Annotated in this window: 27 protein-coding genes; 6 read left to right on the top strand and 21 right to left on the bottom strand. The window is 65.6% G+C overall.

What is annotated here, in order from left to right; all coding sequences use genetic code 11:
* Nucleotides 1-8 precede the first annotated feature (8 nt).
* Nucleotides 9-1328, bottom strand: a complete 1320-nt coding sequence (locus OWC48_RS33275; RefSeq protein ID WP_282523770.1) for a solute carrier family 23 protein — start codon at nucleotides 1326-1328, stop codon at nucleotides 9-11.
* Nucleotides 1329-1506: 178 nt separating this feature from the next.
* Between OWC48_RS33275 and OWC48_RS33270 the strand changes: the two genes are divergently transcribed.
* Complete coding sequence (locus OWC48_RS33270) at nucleotides 1507-2841, top strand: dicarboxylate/amino acid:cation symporter (RefSeq protein ID WP_166344500.1); 1335 nt, start codon at nucleotides 1507-1509, stop codon at nucleotides 2839-2841.
* Between the two features lie 65 nt (nucleotides 2842-2906).
* Here OWC48_RS33270 and OWC48_RS33265 read toward each other — a convergent pair whose 3' ends face one another.
* Entirely contained in the window at nucleotides 2907-4502 is a 1596-nt protein-coding gene (locus tag OWC48_RS33265; protein WP_282523769.1) for an ABC-F family ATP-binding cassette domain-containing protein, read from the bottom strand.
* Between the two features lie 23 nt (nucleotides 4503-4525).
* On the opposite strand from OWC48_RS33265, the gene OWC48_RS33260 reads away from it, so the two are divergent.
* Both OWC48_RS33260 and OWC48_RS33255 read left to right on the top strand, forming a co-directional pair.
* Nucleotides 4526-4693, top strand: a complete 168-nt coding sequence (locus tag OWC48_RS33260) for a hypothetical protein (RefSeq protein WP_282523768.1) — start codon at nucleotides 4526-4528, stop codon at nucleotides 4691-4693.
* A gap of 39 nt (nucleotides 4694-4732) precedes the next feature.
* The gene (locus tag OWC48_RS33255; protein WP_085401814.1) at nucleotides 4733-5578 is read left to right on the top strand and encodes a lipopolysaccharide assembly protein LapB; all 846 of its coding nucleotides are present in this window, start codon (nucleotides 4733-4735) and stop codon (nucleotides 5576-5578) included.
* On the opposite strand, the gene OWC48_RS33250 is transcribed toward OWC48_RS33255, so the two are convergent.
* The 10 genes from OWC48_RS33250 to OWC48_RS33205 all read right to left on the bottom strand — a co-directional run bounded on the left by OWC48_RS33250 (nucleotide 5568) and on the right by OWC48_RS33205 (nucleotide 14567).
* Complete coding sequence (locus OWC48_RS33250) at nucleotides 5568-6287, bottom strand: hypothetical protein (RefSeq protein WP_282523767.1); 720 nt, start codon at nucleotides 6285-6287, stop codon at nucleotides 5568-5570. The genes OWC48_RS33255 and OWC48_RS33250 overlap by 11 nt on opposite strands.
* 135 nt (nucleotides 6288-6422) lie before the next feature.
* Nucleotides 6423-6770, bottom strand: a complete 348-nt coding sequence (locus OWC48_RS33245; protein WP_282523766.1) for a RidA family protein — start codon at nucleotides 6768-6770, stop codon at nucleotides 6423-6425.
* A 12-nt stretch (nucleotides 6771-6782) separates the two neighbouring features.
* Nucleotides 6783-7904 (bottom strand): FAD-binding oxidoreductase, encoded by a 1122-nt coding sequence (locus tag OWC48_RS33240; RefSeq protein WP_282523765.1) that lies wholly within the window; start codon nucleotides 7902-7904, stop codon nucleotides 6783-6785.
* Nucleotides 7901-9319, bottom strand: a complete 1419-nt coding sequence (locus tag OWC48_RS33235) for an NAD(P)/FAD-dependent oxidoreductase (RefSeq protein ID WP_282523764.1) — start codon at nucleotides 9317-9319, stop codon at nucleotides 7901-7903. Before OWC48_RS33235 ends, OWC48_RS33240 begins: the two co-directional genes overlap by 4 nt.
* Nucleotides 9316-9612, bottom strand: coding sequence for a (2Fe-2S)-binding protein (locus OWC48_RS33230; RefSeq protein ID WP_282523763.1), 297 nt, complete (start codon nucleotides 9610-9612; stop codon nucleotides 9316-9318). Before OWC48_RS33230 ends, OWC48_RS33235 begins: the two co-directional genes overlap by 4 nt.
* A 29-nt stretch (nucleotides 9613-9641) precedes the next feature.
* Nucleotides 9642-10778 (bottom strand): FAD-binding oxidoreductase, encoded by a 1137-nt coding sequence (locus OWC48_RS33225; RefSeq protein ID WP_282523762.1) that lies wholly within the window; start codon nucleotides 10776-10778, stop codon nucleotides 9642-9644.
* A gap of 8 nt (nucleotides 10779-10786) precedes the next feature.
* Nucleotides 10787-11593, bottom strand: coding sequence for an ABC transporter permease (locus OWC48_RS33220; protein WP_282523761.1), 807 nt, complete (start codon nucleotides 11591-11593; stop codon nucleotides 10787-10789).
* On the bottom strand, nucleotides 11590-12465 hold the full coding sequence (locus OWC48_RS33215) for an ABC transporter permease (protein ID WP_282523760.1): 876 nt from the start codon (nucleotides 12463-12465) through the stop codon (nucleotides 11590-11592). The genes OWC48_RS33220 and OWC48_RS33215 overlap by 4 nt, the downstream gene beginning before the upstream one ends.
* A complete protein-coding gene (locus tag OWC48_RS33210; protein WP_282523759.1) occupies nucleotides 12462-13502 on the bottom strand; it encodes an ABC transporter ATP-binding protein in 1041 nt (346 codons plus the stop codon). Before OWC48_RS33210 ends, OWC48_RS33215 begins: the two co-directional genes overlap by 4 nt.
* A 27-nt stretch (nucleotides 13503-13529) precedes the next feature.
* The gene (locus OWC48_RS33205; RefSeq protein ID WP_282523758.1) at nucleotides 13530-14567 is read right to left on the bottom strand and encodes an ABC transporter substrate-binding protein; all 1038 of its coding nucleotides are present in this window, start codon (nucleotides 14565-14567) and stop codon (nucleotides 13530-13532) included.
* A gap of 273 nt (nucleotides 14568-14840) precedes the next feature.
* On the opposite strand from OWC48_RS33205, the gene OWC48_RS33200 reads away from it, so the two are divergent.
* On the top strand, nucleotides 14841-15758 hold the full coding sequence (locus OWC48_RS33200; RefSeq protein ID WP_282523757.1) for a LysR substrate-binding domain-containing protein: 918 nt from the start codon (nucleotides 14841-14843) through the stop codon (nucleotides 15756-15758).
* Here OWC48_RS33200 and OWC48_RS33195 read toward each other — a convergent pair.
* From OWC48_RS33195 to OWC48_RS33155, 9 genes are read right to left on the bottom strand one after another with little or no spacing between them, the layout of a single operon-like run.
* On the bottom strand, nucleotides 15748-17121 hold the full coding sequence (locus OWC48_RS33195; RefSeq protein WP_282523756.1) for an amidohydrolase family protein: 1374 nt from the start codon (nucleotides 17119-17121) through the stop codon (nucleotides 15748-15750). The genes OWC48_RS33200 and OWC48_RS33195 overlap by 11 nt on opposite strands.
* Complete coding sequence (locus OWC48_RS33190) at nucleotides 17118-18701, bottom strand: ABC transporter substrate-binding protein (protein WP_282523755.1); 1584 nt, start codon at nucleotides 18699-18701, stop codon at nucleotides 17118-17120. Before OWC48_RS33190 ends, OWC48_RS33195 begins: the two co-directional genes overlap by 4 nt.
* Nucleotides 18702-18723: 22 nt before the next feature.
* The gene (locus OWC48_RS33185; RefSeq protein ID WP_282523754.1) at nucleotides 18724-19380 is read right to left on the bottom strand and encodes an aspartate/glutamate racemase family protein; all 657 of its coding nucleotides are present in this window, start codon (nucleotides 19378-19380) and stop codon (nucleotides 18724-18726) included.
* An 8-nt stretch (nucleotides 19381-19388) separates the two neighbouring features.
* Nucleotides 19389-20273 (bottom strand): polysaccharide deacetylase, encoded by an 885-nt coding sequence (locus OWC48_RS33180; protein WP_282523753.1) that lies wholly within the window; start codon nucleotides 20271-20273, stop codon nucleotides 19389-19391.
* A complete protein-coding gene (locus tag OWC48_RS33175) occupies nucleotides 20260-21075 on the bottom strand; it encodes an ABC transporter substrate-binding protein (protein WP_282523752.1) in 816 nt (271 codons plus the stop codon). The genes OWC48_RS33180 and OWC48_RS33175 overlap by 14 nt, the downstream gene beginning before the upstream one ends.
* Before the next feature lie 15 nt (nucleotides 21076-21090).
* Complete coding sequence (locus OWC48_RS33170) at nucleotides 21091-21855, bottom strand: amino acid ABC transporter ATP-binding protein (protein ID WP_282523751.1); 765 nt, start codon at nucleotides 21853-21855, stop codon at nucleotides 21091-21093.
* Nucleotides 21852-22709: an amino acid ABC transporter permease gene (locus OWC48_RS33165; RefSeq protein ID WP_014492344.1), complete on the bottom strand. Its 858-nt coding sequence runs from the start codon at nucleotides 22707-22709 to the stop codon at nucleotides 21852-21854. The genes OWC48_RS33170 and OWC48_RS33165 overlap by 4 nt, the downstream gene beginning before the upstream one ends.
* Nucleotides 22706-23530, bottom strand: a complete 825-nt coding sequence (locus OWC48_RS33160; protein WP_282523750.1) for an ABC transporter substrate-binding protein — start codon at nucleotides 23528-23530, stop codon at nucleotides 22706-22708. The genes OWC48_RS33165 and OWC48_RS33160 overlap by 4 nt, the downstream gene beginning before the upstream one ends.
* 53 nt (nucleotides 23531-23583) lie before the next feature.
* Nucleotides 23584-24540 (bottom strand): N-carbamoyl-D-amino-acid hydrolase, encoded by a 957-nt coding sequence (locus OWC48_RS33155; protein ID WP_282523749.1) that lies wholly within the window; start codon nucleotides 24538-24540, stop codon nucleotides 23584-23586.
* Nucleotides 24541-24691: 151 nt separating this feature from the next.
* Here OWC48_RS33155 and OWC48_RS33150 point away from each other — a divergent pair, with 151 nt between their 5' ends.
* Together OWC48_RS33150 and OWC48_RS33145 are read left to right on the top strand one after the other, a co-directional pair.
* On the top strand, nucleotides 24692-25618 hold the full coding sequence (locus OWC48_RS33150; RefSeq protein ID WP_282523748.1) for a LysR family transcriptional regulator: 927 nt from the start codon (nucleotides 24692-24694) through the stop codon (nucleotides 25616-25618).
* 44 nt (nucleotides 25619-25662) lie between these two features.
* Nucleotides 25663-26376, top strand: coding sequence for a type 1 glutamine amidotransferase (locus OWC48_RS33145; RefSeq protein ID WP_282523747.1), 714 nt, complete (start codon nucleotides 25663-25665; stop codon nucleotides 26374-26376).
* Nucleotides 26377-26531: the final 155 nt, after the last annotated feature.

Below are 26531 nucleotides of genomic sequence, written 5' to 3'. Positions count from 1 at the left end.
GCAGGGATTCAGTCGGCGGGGCGTGCGAGCGGCGAGGTCAGGATCTGGTAGAGGATGATGGCGCCGAAGGTCGCCGTGCCGATCCCGCCGATCGTGAACGCGCCGAATTTGAGCGTGAGGTCACCCGCGCCCGCGGTCAGCGCCACGGCGACGGTGATCAGGTTGGCGGGATTGGCGAAGTCGACCTTGTTCTCGACCCAGATCCGTCCGGCCATCGCGGCGATCAATCCGAACAGCACGATCGACAGGCCGCCGATGACGGGACCGGGAATCGACAGGATCAGTGCGCCGAATTTCGGCGAGAAGCCGAGCAGGATCGAGACCGTCGCGGCAAACGCGAACAGCAAGGTTGAATAGACCTTCGTCGCCGCCATGACGCCGATGTTCTCGGCATAGGTGGTGACGCCGGTGCCGCCGCCGCTGGCCGCCACGATGGTCGCGAGGCTGTCGGCGAACAGCGCGCGGCCGAGATAGCCATCGAGGCTCCGGCCCGTCATGGCGCCGACGGCCTTGATGTGACCGAGGTTCTCGGCGACCAGAATGACCGCCACCGGCGCAATCAGAAAGATTGCATCGGCGTGGAACGTCGGTGTGGTGAAGCTCGGCATGCCAAGCCACGGCGCGGCCGAAAGCTGGGCGAAGTCGATCGGCTTGCCGAAGCCGAGGCCGTTCGCGAACAGCAGGTACAGGAGATATCCACCCACCGCACCGAGGATGATCGGCAGGCGGCGCCACAGGCCCGGAGCGGCAACGGCCACCACACCGATGATCAGAACGGTCGCGAGCCCGATCCAGGTGTCGAACGCGCCTGCGCTCACCGCCTTGACCGCCACGGGCGCGAGATTGAGGCCGATCGCGGCGACCACGGCGCCGGTAACGGCCGGCGGCATCAGGCGCTCGACCCAGCCGACGCCCGACCACATCACGATCAGCGCGATTACGCCGTAGAGCACGCCGGCACCAACGATGCCGCCGAGCGCGACGGAGAGATTTGGATTCGGCCCCTGCCCGGCATAGCCGGTGGCGGCGATGACGACGGCGATGAACGCGAAGCTCGAGCCGAGATAGCTCGGCACGCGCCCCGCGACGATGACGAAGAAGATCAGCGTGCCGATGCCGGAGAACAGGACCGCAACATTGGGATCGAACCCCATCAGCAGCGGCGCGATGATCGTCGAGCCCGACATTGCGATGCAATGCTGGAGACCGGAGATGATGGTCTGGCCCCATGACAGCCGCTCCTCCGGCATGATCACGCCCGAGGCCTTGAATTTCCAGCGCGGAAAATAGCTCTGCGGCTGCTCGTCCGAGCCCATCGTGGTTGTCATATTCCCCCCGTTGCGGTGCAGCGACCGATCTTCGTGCGATCCGACAAAAATGTGATTGTCGCTTCTGCGGCGACCATCACATGATGCGAGTCATGCAAGATTCAAAACTTGCAAGATTCAAAGTTTGCAGAATCCAGATCTTGCAGAATCAAAATCAATGCGTTCCGGGGCACACACTATGACACAAGTCGCGATCCAGCCAGCCATCCATCGCCGGCATCAGCCCTGGTACAAGATCCTCTACATCCAGGTGCTGATCGCGATCGCGCTCGGGGTGCTCATCGGCTATTTCTATCCCGATCTCGGCAAGGAGCTGAAGCCGCTCGGCGACGGCTTCATCGCGCTGATCAAGATGATGATCGCGCCCGTGATCTTCTGCACCGTGGTGCACGGCATTTCCTCGATGGGCGACCTCAAGCGCGTCGGCCGGGTCGGGCTGAAGTCGCTGATCTATTTCGAGACGGTCTCGACCGTCGCGCTCGCCATCGGCCTGCTGGTCGGCGAGATTCTCCAGCCGGGCCACGGCTTCAACATCGATCCCGCCACGATCGATCCGAAATCGGTCGCGACCTACGTCACCAAGGCCAAGGAAGAGGGCATCGTCGCCCATCTGATGGCGATCATTCCCGACAGCTATGTCGGCGCGATCGCGCGGGGCGACCTGCTACAGGTGCTGCTGATCTCGATCCTGTCGGGCTTCGCCATCGCCTTCCTCGGCAAGGCCGGCGAGCCGATCGCGGAGGCGATCGACAAGGCCGCGAAAATGTTCTTCGGCATCATCCGCATCATCGTGCGCGTGGCGCCGATCGGCGCGTTCGGCGCGATGGCCTTCACCGTCGGCGCCTACGGCCTCGGCTCGCTGCTCAACCTCGCCGCCCTGATCGGCACGTTCTATCTCACCAGCATCCTGTTCGTGCTGATCGTGCTGGGCTCGATCGCGCGGCTCTCCGGCTTCTCGATCCTGCGCTTCATCGCCTACATCAAGGACGAACTCTTGATCGTGCTCGGCACCTCCTCGTCGGAAACGGTGCTGCCGCAGATGATCCAGAAGATGGAGCATCTCGGCGCCTCGCGCTCGGTGGTCGGCCTCGTCATTCCGACCGGCTACAGCTTCAACCTCGACGGCACCAACATCTACATGACGCTGGCGACGCTGTTCCTGGCGCAGGCGACCAACACCCATTTGACGATCTGGCAGGAGCTCGGCATTCTCGGCATCGCCATGATCACCTCGAAGGGCGCCTCGGGCGTGACCGGCGCCGGGTTCATCACGCTTGCCGCGACGCTCTCGATCGTTCCTGACATCCCGATCCAGTCGATCGCGATCCTGGTCGGGATCGACAAGTTCATGAGCGAGTGCCGCGCGCTGACCAACCTGATCGGCAACGGTATCGCCTGCGTCGTCATCAGCATCTCCGAAGGCGAGCTCGATCGCGAGGCGCTGCACGAGACCATGGCTCATCCGCTGGAGATGGGCGAGGCGCTGGAACCGGGCGGCAGCGCGGCCTCGTAGGCCGCGCCAGGCAGCTTTCCATGCGACGCGCAGGGCGTCGGGTTTTTGTTGTCGACCAATGAGGCTTAGAGAGCCGAGCTGGCGACCAGCACGACCCTGCGCGTGATATCGATCTCCTGCAGGAACGCCTCGTCGTGACTGACCACGAGCAGCGCGCCGTCATAGGCCCTCAAGCCTGCCTCGACGGCTTCGATGGAGTCGATGTCGAGATGATTGGTCGGCTCGTCCAGGATGAGCAGGGACGGCGGTGTCGCCCCGCCCAGAACGCAGGCGAGGCCCGCACGAAACAGCTGTCCGCCGCTCAGGCTCCCCACGATCTGCGAGGCGGCAGCAGCGCGAAACGCGAACCGGGCCAGGGCCGCATGGCACTCGTTCGCGCCCGCTTTCGGATTGAGACGCCCGAAATTGTCCAGGATGGAGATCGCGGGATCGAGCAGGCCGACCTGCTGGTCGAACAGCGCGAAATCCGGCCTGACCCGCACGGCGCCCGAGACAGGGCGGATCTCGCCTGCGACGAGCTTGAGCAACGTTGTCTTGCCTGAACCGTTCGGCCCGACGACCGCAACGCGTTCCGGACCAACGATGGTGAGCGAGAGATCGCGCAAGACCGGCTGCTCCGGCTGATAGCCGGCGCTGACGCGATCGAGCCAAACCACCTCCCTGCCCGCCGGCAGGCCGGTCGGGGGCAGCTTCACCGACAGCGGCTGACGAATCTCGACGCGCCGGCGTGCCGCGGCGACGGCATCGATCGCCTCCGCGCGCCGCCGCTCGGCGATTTGCGCGGTCTTTCCGCCGCTGTCCTCGCTGCGGTCCTTGCGTGCACCGGCGAGAATGCGCGGCATGTCGCCCTTGGCGCGCTTCTTCCTGCCGCCGCTGTCCTTGCGCGCCTTCCGTTCGGCTGCCTCCTGCGCCTTGCCGTCAATCTCGGAGAGGCGCCTTTCGGCATGCGCAAGGTCGTGCCTGACGGCAGCGAGCTCGATGGCCTTCTGCTCGCGGTAACTGCTCCAATTGCCGCCGTACCGTCTTGCCCCCAGCGATGTCATCTCGACGATGGCGTCCATGGTCTCGAGCAGGTCGCGGTCGTGACTGACGACGATCGCCCCGCCCCGCCAGCCTGCGAGCAGGTCGACCACTGACTTACGTCCATCCCGATCGAGATTGTTGGTGGGCTCATCGAGCAGCAGGAAGTCCGGCTCGGCGAAGACCGGCGCGGCCAGACGGATCCGCGTGATCTGCCCGCCCGACAAACGATCCAGCTCCGTGTCGGTATCAGGATCGAACCCGACACGCGCGAGCGCGGACGCAAGCCGCGCTTCAAGCGTCCAGTCGACGTCGGTGACTTCGTCGGCGAATGCATCGCCCCGCTCGGCACGGCGAAGCAGCTCCAGCGCTGCGCGCGCGCCGAACAGATCGATCACCGCGGCGCCCGCAGGAAGCTGGACGTCCTGGCGGAGCATTCCCACGGTTCCGCTCACGAGAACGCGTCCCGCTTGGGGAATGTGCTCTCCGGTGATCGCAGCAAGCAGCGTTGTCTTGCCGACGCCGTTGCGGCCGACGAGACCAGCCCGTTCGGCACCAAATGTCAGGTTGAGGTCGGAAAGGAGAGGACGGCCGTCAGGCGTGGACAGCGAGAGGTTCGACAGAATGATCGATGCAGGCATGGAATTCCCCGTGAGCAAGGCGGATGGGCGTTGCGGTCGGGGTGAAATCCATGGATGCGAAACTCCTGATTGATGTCTCGCTGATAATCCCGCCGGGCGCCGAGATCAAGGCGCATTCCGTGCAACGCGTCCGGGCCAATCAGCAAAGCATCACGAAGCTGTTGATGGACGCTGCATGGGGCATGCGGTAAGGGGCAAAAAACAACGTGTCTCAACCAAGAGGCCATCTCTTGAGCGGCAAGCCGAATAGCCCCCTCGCCCAACTGCTTCAGCAAGCCTTTCTGGCGCTACGTGCAAAGCAGTTCGACATTGCAAGGCAGCTTGCGACCGAAGCCCTGAAATCAAATCGCACCGACCGGAATGCCGTGCTGATCCTCGCCCATGCCCTGCTCGGCCAGGAGCGTGCGGAGGAGGCGATTGCGCCGCTGGAGAAAGCCGCGAAGCGCAATAGCGATCCCGAAATCGAGACGCTGCTCGGCCATGTGCTGTGTGCCGCGCGGCGCAGAAGCGATGGACTGGCGCAACTGCGGCGAACCGCAGCGCGCCGTCCGCCCTATCTGCCCGCGTTCCAGGAGCTTGCGGGCCAGCTTGCGAACGCCGGCGAGGTTGGCGAGGCGGTCGGGATGATCGAGCAAGCCCTCGCGCTCGCCCCGGCCAGCGTCGATCTGCAACTCGACCTTGGCCGCATGCATGTCCGGAATAACAATCGCGCCAAAGCGCGTACCGTGCTGACCGCGGCGCGCGCGATCGGGCCGGGACGCACCGATATCCTGACCGAACTTGCCTGGGCCGAGCTTCTCGACGGCGCCTATGCGGAGGCCGCCGACACCTACCGTCACGCGCTCGGGCTTCGCCCGGACGACGCTCTCTCCCGCGCCAATCTCGCGATCTGCCTGATGGAGATGGGCGAACGCGATGGCGGCGAGGCGGCGCTGCGGTCCGTGTATGGCGGACGGCCGCAGATGCTCAGCCGCGCCGCCCTCACACTCGCCGCCTCGTCGCACGGCCGCTTCTTCTTCCGCCCGAGCGCCGCGGCGAAATTCCTGGGAGCCAGGCCCGAGCGGGCTACGCCCTGAATTTCCGCCGGTACAGACCCGGCTCGCGCTTCAGCGCGGCGCGCAGGGCGTGGACCTTCTGCGCTTCATCCTCGGTGAAGGCCGAGGTCTGCCGCGTCCAATCCTCACGCTTGACCGGAATGCATTGCGCGATCGGTGTGCCCTTGGGCAGCACGCCGCGAAAGCCCGTATTGTGCCAATGCGCCGGAAAGTGGATCCAGCTGTCGCGATAGCGATCGCAATCGACGAGGCCGCTCAGCGTGATGAACGGCAGGTCGAAGCGATTGACCGGATGGGTGAAGAACAGCGAATAGCCTTCCGGCGCCTCGATGGTCCAGAGATTGTGAAACTTGATGACGAAGCGATCGGTCTCGAACAGCGGCGAGCCGGTGAGCTGGCCCTGATCGTGAAAGCTGATCGGCGAGCGCGGAAAATCGATCTCACCGCCGGGCGGGATGTCGTTGTCCCAGCTGATCTCGCCATCCTCGACCCTGATATCGCAGATTAGCGGGATCAGAAAACCGCATGTCATCGCGTCGATGAACGGCGGGCAGCGCTTGACCGTCTCGTCATCCTGCTGATTGAGGGCACTGAAGGCCGTGGTCGGCATCGCCCTGAGCCAGTCGGGAACGCCGAGATTCGCCGGCACCGGCTGCGGCAGCAGGCCTTCGAGTTCTCCGGGGCAGCGAAATTTGATCGCGAGCTTGTTGTTATTATTCTGCGAGGACATTGGGCATTCCAGCCGAGTCCCCTACTGATAAACGGAAACTGCGGCGCGTCAAAGCGCCGCAGCTAATCCAGACCATTACATCTTCGTCATGTTCGGATCGACGGCTCTCTTCACGAGCCCGTGAGAAGAGCGCAATCAGCCCTTGAGTGCGGTCACCACCACCTCGATCAGTGCACCGCCGCCGAGATCGGCGACGCCGACGGTGGCGCGCGTCGGCAAATTGTCACCGAAGAACTCGGTCCAGACCGCGTCCATCTCCTTCTTCTTGGAAAGATCCGTGACGAAGATCGAGGTGCTGACGATTCGCGACTTGTCGGTGCCTGCTTCCTTCAGATAGCCGGCGATCTTGCCGAGGATGTTGCGGGTCTGCTCGCCCATCGAGACCGAGGTGTCGTCGGCGATGGTGCCACCGATGAAGACGAAGCCGTTGGCCTCGACGGCGCGGTGCATGATGGGCGTGCGGATGCTGCGGGTGATGCTCATGATGTCCTCTTCTTAGAGCGTGGAAGGATGGAAACGGTCGATGCCGAGATCGCCTACGCGGGTCTGGGTGCCGCCGTTGACGATCAGCTCGGCCATCACGGCGCCGGCGCCGGGGCCGAGCTGGAAGCCGTGCAGCGAGAACCCGAACTGGTGATAGAGACCCTTGTGGCGGCTGCTCGGTCCGAACACGGGGATGTCGTCCTTCATCTTCGCCTCGATGCCGGCCCAGGCGCGGACGATCGTCGCGCTGCGCATCACCGGGAACAGCTCGAACACGGTGCGCGCGCTGATCGCGAGGCTCTTCCAGTCCAGCACGGTCTCGTTGCGATCCTGATAGGGCGTCGCCAGATGGCCGCCGCCGATCAGCACGGTGCCGTTGGAGAATTGCTTGAAGGACAGTTTGCGCCCGCGCAGGATCACGACGGGGTCGATGAAGTGCGGCACGCGCGAGGTGATCATCAGCATCGGCGCCACGGTCTCGACCGGAACGGGCTCGCCCAGCGCTGCGGCGATGTTTCCGGCCCAGGCGCCGGCGGCATTGACGAGCACCGGCGCGGCAAAGGTTTCAGTGCCGACATCGACGTGCCAGAGGCCGCCGCTCTGACGGATGTTGCCGGCCGCCACGCCCTCGCGCACGGTCGCGCCGAGCTGCTCGGCCTTGCGCCGGAATGCCGTCGTCGTCTGTGCCGGATTGGCGGCACCATCGCGACGCGACACCACGCCGCCCGGACATGTCTCAGCCACCGCCGGCACCAGCCGCCGCAATTCAGTCGCGTCGATCAGCTCCTCATGGGTGAAGCCGAGCGCGTTCAGCTCAGCGACGCGCGCGCGGCAGACGGCGAGCTCCTCCTCGTTTTCCGCGACGAGAACCTGACCGTAACTCTCGAAGCTGCAATCGTCGTCGAGGAGATCGGTGATCTTCTCCCAGATCCCCATCGAGCGGATCGAGAGCGGGATTTCGGGCACGTGCCGCGCGAGCTGGCGGACGCCGCCGGCATTGACGCCGGAAGCATGGCGGCCGGCGTAGTCTTTCTCGATCAGCACCGGCTTCATGCCGGCGAGGCACAGATGCAGCGCGGTCGAGCATCCGTGGATGCCGCCGCCGACGACGATCGCATCCACGTTTTGGCTCATCCGCGCACCACCGCCTTGACGTCGGCCTCGCTCTTCGGAACGGCGGCGAGCTCGGCGAGCGTGATCGGCTTGACCGGTGCGCGCAGCCGGTAATAGCCGATCTCCTGTGCCGTCTTGCCCCGCGCCTGCGCCATCAGCTCGGTCACGGTAAGGCCGCAGAGCCGGCCCTGGCACGGCCCCATGCCGGTGCGGCGATAGGCCTTGAGCTGGTTCGGGCCGGTCGCGCCGATGGCGACGGCATCGAGAACGTCCTTCGCGGTGACCTCCTCGCAGCGGCAGACGATGGTGTCGCCCGTGGGGATGCGGAACTGCGGCGCGGGGCGGAACAGCGTGTCGAGGAAGACGCGGCCGCGCTCGGCCTTGGCGAGATCGGCGCGGAGGGTCGCCATCGGCGCAAGTTTTGTCGCAACCGCAGGCGCCAATGCCTCCACCGCCGCGCGCGCCGCGATGCGGCCACGGACCACAGCGGCATTGGCACCACCGATGCCGGCCCCGTCACCAGCGATGGCGATGCCAGCGACCGATGAATTGCCGCTCGCGTCCAGCACTGGCGACCAGCACAGTTGCAGATCGTCCCAGCGATGCTCGATACCGGCGGCCATCGCCAGATTGACGTTGGGCACGACGCCCTGATGCAGCAGCAACAGGTCCGCCGGAATCGTCTCACGCTTGCCGCCCGCGACATAGCTCACGTTCGCAAGCTGGCCATCACCGGATGCTGAGAGCTCGGTGACGCCGGAGACGACCTGCACTTTGGCCTTCACCTCGCGCATCATTGACAGGCCCTTGGTGAAATAGGGCGAGGTCAGGAAGGCGAAGGCATGCGGGAGTGCTGCGAAGTAGTTGCCGCGCTCGGTGGTGTCGAGGATGCGGTCGATGCGGCCGCCGAGCCGCAAGATCTGCGCGGCGAGCAGCCAGAGCAGAGGCCCCTGCCCCGCGATCACCGTGCGTCCGTCAGGCACCAGAGCCGATGATTTCAGCATCGTCTGCGCCGCGCCCGCGGTCATCACGCCAGGCAAGGTCCAGCCGGGAATCGGGAACGGCCGCTCCAGCGCGCCGGTCGCGAGGATCACGCGCTGCGCCTTGAGGAAAGCGGACGCACCGCCGATCGAGACGGCGATCTCGAGATTGCGGTCGAGGCTCCAGACGGTGGCGCGATGGATAATCTCGGCGCGGCTCGCGCGGAGCGACTGAACGAGGTCGGCACCGACCCAATAGTCGGCGCCAAGCTGGTTGCGGTCGGTCACGGGCGTGGACGAGATGGCACGAAACACCTGGCCGCCCGGGCCGATGTTCTCGTCGAGCAACAGCGTCGACAGGCCGGCTTCGGCGGACGTCGCAGCGGCCGCGAGGCCGGCGGGCCCGGCCCCGATCACCACGACGTCGTAGGCTTCGCGCTTGGGAGCCACAGTCATTTTCCGATCTCCCGCTTGCCCTTCTGGATCTCGATCTGCATGCCCTCGGCGACGGGCACCAGACAGCCCTGGCGGTTACCGACGCCGTCGATGGTGACGAGGCAGTCGAAGCACACGCCCATCATGCAATAGGGCAGACGCGGCGCGCCGCTCACTGCGGTGGAGCGCCGTGCATCACAGCCGGAGGCCAGCAGCGCGGCGGAGACGGTGTCGCCCTGGCGCGCCGCGACGGCTGTGCCATCCACGAAAATCTGGACCTGCGGTCGCTTGTCCTGTTCGGATCGTCTAAACATGGGATGCCTCTTGGCTCCTTTAGATATCTCTAATAGCCGCTGTTGTTCGCAGCACCGGCGGCGCCGAAACGGCTGGCCGAGAACGCGCCGACCAGCTCCGGCTCGAGCGCGCCAGCTGCGACCATGCGCGCGATCTCGAAAGCGTGGTTGGAGGCGAGCGTCACGCCGGAATGGCAGCAGGCGACGAAGGCACCGGGATGCGTCTCCGACTGGTCGTAGATCGGAAAGCCGTCCTGCGGCATGACGCGGATGCCGGCCCAGCTCCTGACCACGTTGAGCCGCGACAGATGCGGAAACATCCTTTGCGCGCGATCGGCCATCACGGCACTGACCGAATGCTTCAGCGCGCGATCGTCGAGCTCGTCCTCCTTGCTGTCGCCGATCATCACCGTGCCCTCGTCGGTCTGGCGGATCGTGGTCAGCGGATGCGGCAGGAACGGCATGGTGCGCTCGGTCACCACGATCTGGCCGCGGGTCGGGCCCATCGGCGCGTAGAGGCCGACCATCGGCGCCAATGTCTGGTTGGCATTGCCGGCGGCGAGCACGATCTTGGCGGCGCGCAGCTCGCCCTTCGGCGTCGTCAGGCGGAATTCGCCGCCGCTTTTGCTGATCGCCGAGACCGGGCGCTCCGGAAAATAGTCGATGCCGAACGCCCTGAAGCCGGTGTGGAAGGCGCGGAACGTCCGCAGCGAATTGACGTGGCCGTCGAGCGGGCAATAGCTGCCGCCGGACACTTCCGGCCCGATCAGCGGCAACGACTTCTTCACCTCGGATGCCGAGAGCATCTCCATCTTGTAGTCAGCAGCGCCGGTCTGATTATGCATGCGCTTGACCAGCTCGGTGCGCTGGCCGAATTCGTCGTCGCCGAGCGTCAGATGGAAGCCACCGTTCTGCTGGAGCGAGACGTCGAGCCCGGTCTGCTGCTTCAGCTCCGACGCAAGCCGGCCCCACGCTTGCGACGCCTGCACGGTCCAGACAGTATAGGCCGGCATGCCGAGGCCCTTGCTCTGCACCCAGACCAGCGCAAAATTCGCACGCGAGGCGCGCTTGGTGATGTCGCCTTCGTCGAGCACGGCCACGCGCTTGCCAAGCCGGCCGAGGCCCCAGGCAATCGCGGAGCCGAGCAATCCGCCGCCGACGACGGCGACGTCATAGTCCCTGGACATGGGTTCTCCTATCGTCCCGTATCGCCCTTGCCGGCGAGCACGCGGTCGAGCCCGTAGAAGCGGTCGAGCAGAATGAGGGCGGTCATGGTAACAGCGATCACGCAGGCCGAGACCGACGTCACCAGCGGATCGATGTTGTCCTGGATATAAAGGAACATGCGCACCGGCAACGTCTCGGTGCCGGGTGCCGCGAGGAAGACGGTCATGGTGAGATCGTCGAAGGACTGGATGAAGGCGAGCGCCCAGCCGCTGATGACGCCGGGCAGGATCAACGGCAGCGTCACGCGGCGAAACAGCGTCCAGCCGTTGGCGCCGAGCGAGACCGCCGCCATCTCGACCGAGAGGTCCATGCCGGTCGCCGCCGCCAGCGTCAGCCGCAGCGCGAACGGAAACACGATGATGACATGCGCGATGATCAGCGCGGCAAAGCTGCCGCCGAGGCCAGCCGAGGTGAAGAAGCGCAGGAAGGCGATGCCGAGCACGACATGCGGGATCATCAGCGGCGACAGGAACAGCGCCGCGAGCGCATCGCGGCCGCGGAAGCGATAACGCGCGATCGCGAGCGCTGCCGGCACCGCGAACAGCAGCGCCACGAAGGATGAGAGCGCACCGAGCCCCAGGCTGACCCAGAAGGCATGGATGAACTCGGGGTAGTTGGTGATCGCCCTGAACCAGCGCAGCGAAAAACCGTTGGTCGGCAGCGACAGAAAGCCTTCGGGCGTGAAGGCAACGAGGCAGACCACCAGGATCGGGGCGACCATGACGATGACGAAGATGGTGTGGAAGATCAGCGCGAGCGGGCCGTTCCGGCTCATCGGAACACCTCCGCGTAGCGGCGCTCGATCAGCGCGTTGCTGCCGACGACGATCAGCACCAGCGCGACCAGCAGCAGCGTTGCGACCGCTGCACCGAGCGGCCAGTTCAGCGTGTTGAGGAATTCGTCATAGGCCAGCGTCGCCGCGACCTTGAGCCGACGGCCGCCGATGATCGCGGGCGTCGCGAAGGCACTGGCCGAGAGCGAGAACACGATGATCGCCCCCGACAGCACGCCCGGCACGATCTGCGGCATGATGATGCGGCGGATGATGGTCACGGGCCCCGCGCCGAGCGACATCGCGGCGTTCTCGATCTGCGGGTTGAGCCGCTGCAGCGCGGCCCACACCGACAGCACCATGAACGGCATCATCACATGGGCGAGCGCAACCACCATCCCCGTCTCGGTGAACATGAAGGGAATGGGCGAGCGGATCACGCCTGCCGACATCAGGAGCTTGTTGACGAGGCCGTTGTTGCCGCCGAACAGCAACGCCCAGCCGAGCGTCCGCGCCACCACGGAGATCAAGAGCGGCCCGAGGATGATCAGCAGGAAAAAGCTCTTCCAGCGGCCGCTCATGCGGTTGAGGATGTAGGCTTCGGGCGCGCCGAGCAACGCGGTGAGCAGCGTTGTCAGGATCGCGATGCGAAACGTCCGCCAGAACATCTCGGCGTAATAGGGATCGGTCGCGATCTCGTGCCAGTTCTTCAGGATGAAGACCGGCTCGATGCCCTTGTACTGACCCCAGTCGTGGAACGACAACATCACCGTCATCGCCAGCGGGATCAGCAGCACGCCGACGAACAGCATCAAGGCGGGCGCCGTCAGCGCCCATGGCGCGCGCGCGTTGCGCTCGTCGGCGGCCGTGCTCATGCGCCGGCCCTCGCGCGCACGCTCATGTCCTCGGGTCGCCAGACGAGGCGAACCGCATCGCCCTCAGCCGGCGGCGCCGTCCCGTCATTCTGGCGGATCACGATCGCGGGCCCGCATTCGCTATCGCACTGGAACAGCCAGTGATTGCCCTGGAAGATACGCGTGACGATCTTTGCGCCGAGCCCCACATCGCCAAAGCCGATCCGTTCAGGGCGAATGCTGACAGTGACAGGGCCGCTGAGCCCGGCCGGCGCCGGCGCGTTCCAGGAGCCGGCCACCAGCCGCACCGGCGTCGCGGTCCGATCAATCGTCGCCGCAAAGTCGTTGGTCTTGCCGAGGAACTGCGAGACGAAGGCCGAGGCCGGCTTCTCATAGGTCTCCTGCGGCGAGCCGATCTGCTCGATGCGGCCCTGGCTCATCACCACGATGCGGTCGGACAGCGACATCGCCTCGTTCTGGTCGTGGGTGACGAGAATCGTGGTGGTGCCGATGGTGCGCTGGATCTGGCGCAGCTCGATCTGCATCTCCTCGCGCAGTTTGGCGTCGAGATTGGACAGCGGCTCGTCGAGCAAGAGCACGCTCGGCTTGATCACCAGCGCGCGCGCCAGCGCCACGCGCTGCTGCTGACCGCCGGACATGCGGCGCGGATGACGGTCCTCGTAGCCGGCGAGGCCAACCATCGCGAGCGCGGCGCGGACGCGCTCGGCTCTTTCGGCGCGCGGCACGTTGCGCATCTCGAGGCCGAACGCGACGTTCTCCGCCGCCGTCATGTGCGGAAACAGCGCGTAGCTCTGGAACACGATACCGAGCCCGCGTTTGGCCGGATGGATCGCGGTCAGGTCCTTGCCCTCCAGGCGGATCGCGCCGCGTGTGGGATCGAGGAAGCCCGCGATCATCTGCAGGGTCGTGGTCTTGCCGCAGCCGGACGGGCCGAGGAAGGAGATGAACTCCCCCTTGCCCACCGACAGACTGAAGTCGTCAACCACAGTCTGCGCGCCGAATTGCTTTGCGACCCGATCAAGCTCGAGATAGGCCATGCGCTGTCTCCGCTACGAACGATCAGATCAACGCTCGACCTCGCGATTCCAGCGCTTGGTCCACTCCTCGCGCTTCTCGTTGATGACCGTCCAGTCCGGATTATAGAGCTTTGCCGCGCGCTCGCCGATCGGCGCCATCTTGCCGAGCTCCGGCGGGACCACCAGTGATTTCAGCACCGGGCCGTAGCCATAGTCCTTCAGCATCACGAGCTGGATCTTTGGATCGAGCAGCATCTTGACGAAGTTTGAGGCCAGCGGCGAGGCATTCGGCTTGGTGATCGGACACGCCGTCGTCAGCAGCGTCGCCGCGCCCTCCTTCGGATAGACGAAGTCGACGGGGAAGCCGGTGTTGGCGAAGCTCTGCACGCGGCCGGTGCCCCACACCGCGATCACGGCCTGGCCGGACTGGAACAGCTCGGTCATCTTGCCCGGCGACGGCTCGTAGGCGAGCACGTTCGGATTGATCTGCTCCTTGAAAATCTTGAAGCCGGAATCGACATTGGTCTCGCCGCCGCCGTTCATCTTCGACAGCATCACCAGCGCTTCGAGGCCGTAGGTGTTGTTGATCGGCGGGATCACCAGCTGCTTGGCGTATTTCGTGTCCTTCAGATCGTTCCACGAGGTCGGCGGCGCCCAGCCTTTCTCGGCGAACACCTTGGTGTTGTACATCAGGCCGGTCGCGACGATGCCGATCGCAACAGCGCGATCGTCCTTGAAGCGGGCGGTGTCATAGAGATCGGCGGCCGGTAAGCCTTCGAGCTTGCCGCAGAAGCCGAGCTGGATCGCCTGGTACATCGGGCCGTCGTCGACGATGGCGACGTCGATCTGCTGGTTGCCCTTCTGCGCCTGGAGCTTGGCCAGCGTGTCCGTGGAGTTGCCGGCGACGTACTCGACCTTGACGCCGTTCTGCTTCTCGAAGGCCGGGATCACCTCATCGCGGATGGTCTTCTCGAACGAGCCGCCGTAACCGGCGACATAGAGCGTTTTCTGCTGGGCCGAGGCGGCCGACGGGACGGCGATGAGCGCTGCGATGCTGACCGCGGTCAGAAGGCTGAGAGTCTTCATATGGACCGATCTCCAATACCGGGATGAGGTGACGTGCCGAAAAATCTCTGACTGAGGCGCCTTCCGCATTTCCTTCCGCGCCGACCCTCTGCGGACAGGGCTCCGGCCCCTGTTCGGTGGGTTTTGGCGCGATTCGGAGGTTTGAACCCCTCCAATCTGCCGAAAAAGCGGGCTGACTCCAGTCCTGATGAAAAAGATCGCAAACCCTGGCTTCCATCGTCCAATGAATAATGGCACCCTCTGCATGCCTAAATGTTATGGATGGAAATTGGGATGGCCCGGATCAATTCGCGGCAGGTGGAGGCCTTCCGCGCGACGATGTTGACCGGCAGCGTGACTGAGGCGGCAGCGCTGATGACCGTGACGCAGCCGGCGGTCAGCCGGTTGCTCCGCGACCTCCAGGCGCTGCTGAAAATGGAGCTGTTCGAGCGGCGCGGTACTGGCCTCGTGCCGACCGCCGCGGCGATGGCGCTCTATACCGAAGTGGAGCGCTCCTTCGTCGGCCTCGAACGCATCACGGCGGCCGCCGAGGAAATCCGTGGCCGCCGCACCGGCTCGCTGCGAATCGCGGCACTGCCGGCGCTGTCGAACGGCTATCTGCCGCGGCTCGCCGGACATTTCCTGAAAGAGCGGCCCAACCTCAACCTCGCCTTCTTCGGCGTGATCTCGCCGATCGTGGTCGATTGGGTGCTCAACAATCAATGCGACATCGGCTTTGCCGAGGTGCCGATCGCCCATTCCGGCCTGCCGAGCCAGCGGCTGCCCGCGCTGGCGCGCGTCGCGGTGCTGCCGACCGGCCATCGCCTTGCAGAGAAGGACGTGCTGGAGCCGCGCGATTTCGAGGGCGAGACATTCATCTCGCTGTCGGCGGGGTCGTCGAGCCGTCATCTCGTCGACCAGGTCTTCCATCGCCATGATGTCCGCCGCGTGCTCAGGGTCGAGACCACGCTGTCGGAGATCATGTGCGGCATGGTGTCATCAGGGCTCGGCGTCGCGATCTGCGATCCGTTCACCGCGCAGGAATTCTCCACCCGCGGCATCGTCGTGCGCCGCTTCCTGCCGCGCATCGATTTCGAATTCTCCGCGGTCTTTCCGGCGCAGCGCAGCCCCTCGCCGGTGGCGCTCGATCTGGTCGAGACCATGCGCAAGGCGCTGGTGGAATTCGAGGACGACGCAACGCTCAGCCGTTGAACGCGGCCTGCGCCTCCGGCAAATCCCAGATCTTGCCGATCGCTGCCGTACCCGCCGCCGTGATCGCCGCTTCGTCGGCGCCGAGATAGCGGCCGTCATCGACCAGCATGCGGCCGTCGACCATGACCTGATCGATGTTGGCGCGGTTGGCGAGCGCGATCAGCGCGCGGCGCGGATCGAACAGCGGTTGAAGATGCGGATGGGTGAGATCGACGACGGTGAGATCGGCGGTGGCGCCCGGCTCGATCCGGCCGAGATCAGGCCGCTTGATGACGTCGGCGGCGACTGCCGTGTTAGCCTCGATCAGCTCCGGCGAGTTCGCGACGTCGGCGCGGGCCGAGGTGACCTTGGAGATCAGCGACGCCGCATTGAGCTCGCCGAGCAGGTCCATGTTGTAGCCATCGGTGCCGACCACGGTGCGCACGCCATGCTCCGCGAAGCGGCTGAACGCCGCGGTGACGCCGGCGCGCGCGAATACGCGCGGGCAATTGAGCACGGTCATGCCGCGTGCGGCCATCAGCTTGAGATCGTCGTCGGTGCTGAACATGCAGTGCGCCGCCATGAGGTCAGGCGCGAGCAGGCCGAGCCAGTCCAGGTACTCTGCCGGCGTGCGGCCGCCATAGCGCTTGCCGATGGTCTCGACCTCGGCGCGGCTCTGCGCCATGTGCGTCGTGATGGGCACGCCAAGCTCGCGCGCCCGGGTGGCGCAGGCTTTCAGCAGATCGGGGCCGCAGGTGTCCGTGGCGTGCGGGCTCATGGCGAGCGAGATGCGGCCGTCGCCGCGATTATTCCAGCGCTGATAGAGCGCGTCCCAGGTTGCCATGTCGGCGGTGCCGTCATCGCCGGAATAGCAGACGACGCCATCAGGGCCCGCCTTGGCGTCGGACGTCGAGAACAGATAGGGCGCGCCGTAGAAGCGGATGCCCATCTCCTCGGCCGCATCGAACATCTCCGGGATCGAATTCCGGAACGGCTCCATCACGGTGGTGGCGCCGCCCTTGAGGAGCTGGAGGATGCCGAGCCGCGCGACCGCGAGGCGCTCTTCCGCCGACAAGATGTCGGCGCCGCGCTTGGTCAGCGGCAGCAGCACCGTATAGACGATGCTCTGGTTGTTCTTGCGGCCGTTGCCGTCCTCGCTGTGGCTGCGCGCCACCGCTTCCGAGAAGCAATGATTGTGCAGGTTCAAAAGACCGGGCAGCACGAAGCGGCCGGGACGATCGTGGACCTCGTCCGCGCTGGGCTTGTCGCGCGTGATTGCCGCAATCTTTTTGCCTTCGACCAGGACCCAATGGTCGCGCAAAACATCCTGCGCGCCGTCCTTGCGTGACAGCACATAGCTGCCGAAGATTGCCGTGGTGCTCATGCGGGGCGTACGTTCCAGAAGACGGCGGTGCCGTCGAGAATACCGGTGATGGCTTTGCGATAGGCGGTCGGCTGCTTGTACAGGCCGATCGGAATATAGGGGATTTCCTCGAACGCGACCGCCTGGATCTCGCGGCAGATGCGCTGCTGCTCGGCAAGCTGGGACGCCGCCAGCCACTGGCTGCGCAAGGGTCCCATCTTCTCGCTCGCGTACCAGCCGGCGACCTTGCCCTCGCCGCGGATGTTGGTGTTGCCGGCCGGATTGAGCCAGTCGATGCCCTGCCAGTTGCCGACGGCCGCGCTCCAGCCGCCCTGCCCAATCGGGTCTTTCTTCAGCTGGCGCTGCAGCACGACGGCGAAATCGAGCCCGGCATATTCGACGTTCATGCCGGCCTTGCGCAAGCTGTCGACCGCGATCTCGCCGAGCGGTTTTTGCGCCAGCGAATTGGTGGGGACGAGCAGCACGATCTTCTCCCCGTTGTAACCGGCGGCCTTCAGCTCGGCCTTGACCTTGGCGTAGTCGCGCGGACCGCGGAACACATTGAGGCCGACCTCGCTCGCCATCGGGGTATCCGGCGCGAAATAGCCGATCGGCGACACCTGGAACGCCGGATCGGTGCCGGCGACCGCCGTCATGAAGGCGGATTGATCGATCGCACCCAGCAGCGCGCGGCGGATGGCGGGATTGTCGAACGGCGGCTGCAGATGATTGAGTCGCAGCATGCAGGCGTAGCCTCTGGGGTCGAGGATGCGCGTCTCGATATCGCCGGCGGCCTTGATGATCGGCAACAGATCGTGCGGCGTGGTCTCCTGCCAGTCCTGCTCGCCGGTCTGGAGCGCGGCGACGCCGGTGCCGGCGTCGGGCGTGGTGGTCCAGACCACGCGATCGTAATGCACGATCTTCGGACCCGCGGTCCAATCCGGCTTGCCGTCGGTGCGAGGCTGGTAGCGGTCGAACTTGGCATAGGCGTTGCGCGCACCCTGCACGCGCTCGTCGGCAAGATAGCGGAACGGGCCGCTGCCGATCACCTCGGTCAGCGGCTTGAACGGGTCCTGGCTCGCCAGCCGCTCCGGCATCATGAAGCAGGGATTGATCGCGGCCTTGCCAAGCGCCTGCGGCAGCAGCGGGAACGGGCGCTTGAGGCGGAAACGAATGGTGCGGTCATCGGCAGCCGAAAGCTCGGCGGTCGCCTCGATCAGCTCGCCGCCAAAGCCGTCGCGCGCCGCCCAGCGGCGGATGCTGGCGACGCAGTCGCGCGCCAGCACACGTTCGCCATCGTGCCAGAACAGGCCATCGCGCAAGCCGAGGTCCCATTGCAGCAAGTCAGCGGAGATGGCGTGGCCCGACAGCATCTGCGGCGAGACCTGGAGCGAGGAGCTCATGCCGTAGAGCGTGTCGTAGACCATGAAGCCGTGGTTTCGCGACACCTGCGCGGTCGAATAGATGGGGTCGACGAAGGCGAGGTCGATGACGGGAATGAAACGCAAGGTGCTCTGCGCTTCGGCGCGGACGATGCCCGGCAGCGACAGCGCCGGCACTGTTGCGGCAGCCTTGAGGAGCGAGCGGCGGGAGATCGGCATGACAAAAGGCTCCTGAAGGATCTTACGTGTTCAACAAGACCGCGCCGATCGCGGCGGCCACGGCCTGCTGCGCCGGCTCGATCACGGGCACGCCGATCGCATCCGCGATCGCCGCGCGGTGCGAGGCCATGCCGGCACAGCCCATCACCACGACATCGGCGCGGCATTGGGTGACCAGCGCCCGGCCGGCGTCGATCAAGCGGCCGCGGATATCGGCGCCTGCCGTTTCCGCCGCACTCGCGCCGACCGACCAGCTTCCGGCGTAACGGCTATCGACGCCCATCACCCGCGCCATGCGCTGCTGGCGGCGGATGCTCGACGGCGACAGCGCGATGATGCCGAAGCGTTCGCCCAGCATCAGCGCGCGAAAGATGCCGCATTCGGCGATGCCCAGCACCGGGCGGCCGCCTGCCGCCTCGCGCACCGCATGCAGGCCGGGATCGCTGAAGCAGGCCAGCACGAACGCATCGGCATCATCGCGCGCGACGCGATTGACCAGCGGCATGACGACGCTGTCGGCATCGCGTTGCGAGCTGATGCCCGGCGGTCCCTCGGCGAGGCCAACCACCTCGATGTCAGGGCCGCCGCCAATGCGCAGCGGCGCAACCGCCTCGTCGATCGCCGCCGTCACCGACGCCGAGGAGTTGGGGTTGATGACGAGGATGCGACGACGGGTCATGGCACTGCTCAGCGGTTACCGGCTTCGTGGCGCAGGAAGTTTTCCGCGATCCTCTCGCCGGTCGTGATCCAGACGTCCGGGCACGACTTTGCGTAGGTCAGGAACTCGCGCAGCAGGCGCAAACGCATCGGTCGGCCGCTGCATTGCGGATGCAGCACGGTCGTCACCATCGCGCCCCAGTCCCTGGTTTCGTCGAGCTCGTCCTTCCAGATCGAGAGCACATGCTCCTTGGGGAAGATCGAGCGCGGGCTGAAGCGGGCCGAGAGGCCGTGCATCCAGTCGTCATAGCTCGCGGTCACCGGCAGCTCGATCGTGCCGGGCTTGCCGTCGGCGAGACGATGGCGGTAGGGCCGCACGTCGTCGCGGAACGAGGACGTGTAGACGATGCCGCGACGTACCAGTGCTGCGCGCAGCTCCTCGGTGAACTCGCCATAGGGCGCGCGATAGCCGGTCGGCCTGACGCCAAGCCGGCGCTTCAGCGCCTCAAAACCGCGCTCCAGCTCCTCCTCGATCCAGGGATCGCCGGGATCGGGCAGCAGATGGTGATATCCGTGATGCCCGATCTCATGGCCGGCCTTGAGGATGGATTCCGCCATCGCCGGATGCGCGTCGACCGACCATCCCGTGACGAAGAAGGTCGCCTTGAGATCGAGCTGGTCGAGCAGCTCCAACAGCTTCGGCGTGCCGACGCGCGCCTCATAGCCGCCATAGCTCATGGTGATGAGCCGCTGCGCGTGCACCGCGTCCTTGCTGGTCCACGCACTCTCCGCGTCCACATCGAAGGAGAGGAACATCGCCGAAGTGTACGGCTTCGGCCAGGGATATTCGGGCGCGGGATCGGCGGTGTTGGCCGGAACGAGCGGGATGCTCTTGAGTGCCTTACTGTCCAGCATTGATGGTCGCCTTCTCTAATCCGTTGTCGTTCAGTTTCCACTTGGCAAGCAGGGTCTTGTAGGTGCCGTCGGCGATCAGCGCATCGACCGCTTCGAGAATGGCCTGCTGAAGTGCCTTTTCCTTGACCGGCAGGGCAATGCCGGTGAATTGCTGCGCGATGGGCTCGCCCACAGGCGCATAGGCACCGGGCTCGAGGTCCATGATGTAGGGCAGCGTCTCGTTGCCCTGGGCGGCGGCATCGATGCGGCCCTGCCTGAGCTGGGTGCGCGCGTCGGCCGAGCCGTCGGTGCCGACGAACTGGATCGGATTGCTGCCGCAATTCTTCTCGCTCCACGCCGCGATCTGCGCCGGGAACATGGTGCGGCGGCTGGCGCCGACCTTCTTGCCGCAGAGCGATGCCGCGTCCTTGAACTCCGCCTTGCGCGACTGCTGCACGAAGAACTGCGGGCCGCTCCTGAGATAATCGACAAAGGACGCGATGTCGTGACGGCTGGCGTAGTCCGTGAAGCCGGACAGGATGGCGTCCACACGCCCGGTCGAGATCGACGGCATGAACTCGGCAAAGCTCGTCTCCTGCCATTCGATCTTGACGCCGAGCTTGCGGCCGATGGCTTCGCCGAGATCGATGTCGAAGCCGGACAGCGCGTTGGTGGCGGGATCGCGGAATTCCATCGGCGGATAGTTCGGCACCAGCGCCACCTTGAGCCTGCCGCGCTTGGCGATCTCCGCCGGCAGCTCGATGGACAAGGCCGAAACGGTCATGGCGCCGAGCAGCGCCGCCGCAACCCAAAGTCTCTTCATCAACACGTCCCCATTTCAGATCACTGCCGAAAGAAATGCCTTGGTGCGCTCCTCGCGCGGCGCACCCAATACGTCCGAGGCGCGCCCCTGCTCGACGATCGCGCCCTGATCCATGTAGACGACGCGGTCGGCGACCTCGCGCGCGAAGCCGAGCTCGTGCGTCACCACCAACATGGTCATGCCGCTCCGTGCCAGCTCTTTCATCACCGCAAGCACCTCGCCGACGAGCTCGGGATCGAGCGCGCTGGTCGGCTCGTCGAACAGCATCAGCATCGGCTTCATGGCGAGCGCGCGCGCGATCGCCACGCGCTGCTGCTGGCCGCCGGACAGCTGCGCGGGATACCAGTCCGCCTTGGCGGACAATCCGACGCGCCGGAGCAGTTCGAGCGCCTCCGCGCGCACCTCGTCGGACTTGCGCCCCTGCACCTGAAGCGGACCTTCGGTGACATTCTCCAGCGCGGTCTTGTGCGGAAACAGGTTGAAGCGCTGGAACACCATGCCGGTCTTCAGCCGCTGCCGCCCGATCTCCCGCTCGCTGAGGCGATAGAGCCGCCCGTTTTGCTCGCGCACGCCGAGCAGCTCGCCGTCGAGCCAGATACCGCCGGAATCGATCGCGGCAAGCTGGTTGATGCAGCGGAGCAGCGTGGTCTTGCCGGAGCCGGAGGCGCCGATCAGACACATCACCTCGCCGGGCCAGACGTCGAGCGAGACGCTTCTGAGAGCCTGGAACTCGCCAAAGCTCTTGCTGACGGAACGGATCGCGACGAGGGGTTTTGTCATCGCGCCAGCCGTAATGTGCCGCGGGCAAAGCGGCGTTCGAGCAGCATCTGGAGCGGCGTCAGGATCGAGACCACGAGCAGGTACCAGAGCCCGGCAACGATCAGCAGCTCGATCACGCGCGAATTGGCGTAGTAGATGTTTTCGGCGTTGTGCAGCAATTCCGGATACTGGATGACGCTCGCGAGCGAAGTCGCCTTCACCATGCCGATGAACTCGTTGCCGAGCGGCGGGATCACCACCCGCATCGCCTGCGGCAGGATGATCCGACGCAGCGCGCGCAGCCGTCCCATGCCGATCGCCTGCGCCGCCTCGTATTGCCCGATGTCGACCGACAGCATGCCGGCGCGCATCACCTCGGACGTATAAGCGCCCTGGTTGATGCCGAGCCCGAGCAGCGCGGCGAGGAATGGCGTCATGACGTCGACGGCGCGCGCAGACCATAGGCCGGGAATGCCGATGGTCGGAAACACCAGCGCGAGATTGAACCACAACAGCAATTGCAGGATCAGCGGCGTGCCGCGGAACAGCCAGGTATAGCCGGCCGCGACCGTCTTCAGCACCGGATTGGGCGACAGCCGCATGACCGCGACGACGACGCCGAGGACAATGCCGAGCGCCATCGCCAGCACCGCCATCACCATGGTGTTGACGATGCCTTCGAGAATGACTTTTGCGGTCAGGAAGCGACTGACATAGGACCATTCGATCTGACCGCCGGCGAAGGCGCGCACGATCGCCGCTAGCACGAGGACGATCAGGGCCGCGCTGAGCCAGCGAAACCAGTGCGGCTCGCGCGCAATCCGCATCCCCGACAAGTCAGGGAAACCTTCCGCGAGTGCCGGCACCGGCTTCATTGCGGTGCCGCGTTCAGCATGGGCTGGGCCACCGCGTTGGCCCCTAGGCCCCATTTGTCGAGAACGGCCTTGTAGGCGCCGTCGGCGATCATCGCCGTGAGCTTCTCCGTCACGACCTCGCGCAACGCCGCATCGTCATTGCGGAACATGATGCCCTGGTAGCCTTTGGCGAAGGGCTCGCCGACGACGCGATATTTGCCGGACTCCTGCGTCTGCGCGTAAGGCAGCGTCTCGCTGCCCTGCACTGCGGCGTCGATGCGGCCTTGCTTGAGCTGGTTGCGGACGTCGATCGAGTTCTCGCCGGGGACGTACTGAATGGCCGGCTTGCCGGCCGGCTCGCAGTTCTGCTTGCTCCACTTCTCGATCTCGACCGGGAAGCTGGTGCTGCGGGTGGTGCCGACCTTCTTGCCGCAGAGATCCGTCGCGTCCTTGGCCGCATTGTCCGCCATCACGAAGAACTGCGGGCCGGTCGCGAGGTAGTCGACGAAATCGGCGGTCTCGCGCCGCGAGGCGCGGTCGGAGATGCCGGAGATGATGAAGTCCGCGCGCCTGGTCTGGAGCGACGGGATCAACTCCGCAAACGGCGTCTCGCTCCAGACGATCTTGACGCCAAGCCGCTTCGCAAGCTCGTTGGCCAGATCGACGTCGAGCCCGACGAGCTCGTTGGTCGCGGGATCGCGGTACTCCATCGGCGCGTAGGTGGAGTTGACCGTGAGCTTCAACGTGCCCGCCTGCTTGATCTCCGCCGGAAGCTCCGCCGCTTGCGCTGACGTTACGGCAGCCAGTACTGCGAGACCGAGAGTGAGCGAGAGGCGTATCATGTCAGCTCCTTTGCCAACGTTTTGCTTTGATTCCTTTGCCAGCGCCGTGCCAGTCAGTCCGCGTCGAGAACGGCCGGCTCGATGACGCCGGCGCGTTCGGTGATCACCCTGTATTGCTCCGGCCGCCGGTGGGCGGCGAAATTGAACATCTTGTCCTTGCCCTGGCGGCAGAGATCGAGATCGATGTCGGCGACGATCACCTCGTCGGCCAAAGTCTGGGCTTGCGCGACGATGCGCCCGTTGGGATCGACGATGCAGGAGCCGCCGATCAGGCCCGAGCCGTCCTCTTCGCCCGCCTTCGCCACCGAGATCGCCCAGGTCGCGTTCATGTAGGCGTTGGCCTGCGTCACCAGCGTCGAGTGGAAGGTGCGCAAGGACGCGTCTTCGGTGACGCCGCCATTGGGATCGTAGGCGGCCGAATTGTAGCCGATGCAAACCAGCTCGACGCCTTGCAGGCCGAGCACGCGCCAGGATTCCGGCCAGCGGCGGTCGTTGCAGATCATCATGCCCATGATGGCGTGGGCCCAGGCCGAGCCGGCGCGGAAAGCGGGAAAGCCGAGGTCGCCATATTCGAAATAGCGCTTCTCGAGCTGCTGGTAGCGCGCGCCTTCGCGCGGCTCGACCGAGCCCGGCAGATGCACCTTGCGATAGCGGCCGAGGATCTCGCCGTCGCGATCGACCAGGATCGCGCAATTGTAGCGGCGGCCGTCCGGCGTCAGCTCGGCATAGCCGACATAGAAGCCGACGCGCAGCGCGCGCGCACGGTCGAACAGCTTTGCCACCCCCGGGTTCGGCATGCCGCGCTCGAAATAGTGATCGAGCGCGGCGCCTTCGAGCAGCCAGCGCGGGAAGAAGGTGGTGAAGGCAAGCTCGGGAAACACCACGAGGCTGGCGCCGCGGCCGGCGGCCTCCTCCAGCATGTCGAGCATTCGCGCCAGCGTATGCTCGCGCGTATCGGCTTTTTGCGTCGGCCCCATCTGTGCGGCGGCGGCGCGAAGGACACGAACCAAGATTGCCTCCAATATGTGCGCAGTGCTGCCTCAATGGGCGAATGAACCCTTTGATGCGACGTGCAAATCCGCCGCCATTACGCGGAAGCGGGGCTGCAAAATCAATTCGTTCTGCTATGATGTTTTGGCCCAGAGTATAATTGGCAGTGATATGAACCTGCGTCAGCTCGAGATCCTGCGTGCCGTCATCCGCCATCGCACCACGGTGGCGGCGGCGGACGAACTGGCGCTGTCGCAGCCCGCGGTCAGCAACGCGCTGAAGACGATGGAGGCGCAGGCGGGCTTTGCGCTGTTCGAGCGCGTCAACAACCGGCTGTTTCCGACCGCGGAGGCGATGGCGCTCTACAAGGAGAGCGAAGCGATCTTCGCGCTGCACGCCAAGCTCGAGAACCGTGTCCGCGATCTACGCGAGAACCGCTCCGGGCATCTTTCCATCGTCGCGACGCCGCCGCTGGCCTACAGCATCATCCCTTCCGCACTATCCGGCTTCCTGCGCCGCCGCCCGGAGACGCGCGTGTTCTTCGACGTGCGGCGCTACGAGGGCATCATCGAGGGGGTGCTCAGCCGCGTTGCCGAGCTCGGCTTCGCGCTCGGGCTGACGCATCATCCTGGTATCGCGCATGAGGTGGTGCATACCGGCGAGATGGTGTGCGTGCTGCCGCCGCAGCACCCACTCGCCGACGAGCCGGTGATCTCGGCCGCCGATCTCTCCGGCATGCCCTTCATCGGGCTCGAGCGGGGCACGCGCCTCGGCGAAGCCGTGCGCGACAGCTTTGCCCGCGCCGGCGCGCCGTTCCAGCCGACGGTCGAGGTGCGCTACTGCAACACGGCCTGCGTGCTCGCCACCGCCGGCGTCGGCGCCGCCGTGGTCGATCCCTTCTCGCCGCGGCAGAACGGCGGCAGCGGCCTTGTGGTGCGGCCGTTCACGCCCACGACGCATGCGGTGGCCTATATGCTATGGTCGGAAGCCGAGCCGCTGTCGCGCCTGGCCAAGGCGTTTCTCAACGAGGTCCGGAAAGAGAGCACACTTCTGGAGCGCACAGCGCCACACCAGCAACATGGGACAGAAAGCGACTGAGCTTCGCAATCTTTTGACTTTGTCCTTTTGACCTTTGGGGGCACATGGCACGCATCACCATCATCGAGACCGGACAGGTCCCGCAGAAATACCGCGAGCAGCACGGCTCGTTTCCCGACATGTTCGAGCGCATGGTCCGCGCCGAGGATCCGACCGCCACGGTGGACGTGGTCAGCATCCCCAATGGCGACGCGCTGCCCGATCCGAGCAAGCTCGAGGCCGTGCTGATCACCGGTGCTGCCGCCGGCGTCTATGACGGGCTCGACTGGATCGCGCCGCTGGAAGATTTCGTGCGCACGGCTTACGCCAACAAGACGCCGATGGTCGGCGTCTGCTTCGGCCATCAGCTGATCGCGCAGGCGCTCGGCGGCACCGTGCAGAAGTCGGAGAAGGGCTGGGGCATCGGCCGGCACGTCTATCAGGTGCTGCCGGAGAACGGTGTCGTCGGCGGCGAAGCGGTTGCGATCGCCGCCTCGCATCAGGACCAGGTGGTCGAGCCGCCCATCGATGCGCTGACGATCCTCTCGTCCGAATTCACCCCGCATGCCGGCCTGCTCTACGCCAACGGCACCACGCTGACCGTGCAGCCGCATCCGGAATTCGACCTGGAGTTTGCGCAAGTGTGCTGCGAGCTGCGCGACGGCAAGGCGCCGGACGATGTCGTTGCAACGGCACGGGAGTCTCTCGCGCAGCCGATGGATAACGCGAAACTGGGTGGGGCAATCACGCGGTTTTTGGCGCGGCGCGCGGCTCCGTAGTCCGCGGCGCTCACCGCGCGGACTCTTCCCTTCTCCCCTTGTGGGCCTGTTGCGTAATTCGTCAATTGTGATTCCCTCGGGCAAAGCCTTGGAGGGTAGCGATGGCGGTTAAGCAGACGGGACAGCCGAGCTTTGTGGAAGCGCTGATGCCGAAG

Origin of the sequence: Bradyrhizobium sp. Arg816, assembly GCF_029989365.1 — a bacterium.
GTDB lineage: Bacteria > Pseudomonadota > Alphaproteobacteria > Rhizobiales > Xanthobacteraceae > Bradyrhizobium.
Note: the sequence above shows the minus strand (reverse complement) of the source record. Positions and strands in the feature narration are given on the sequence as shown.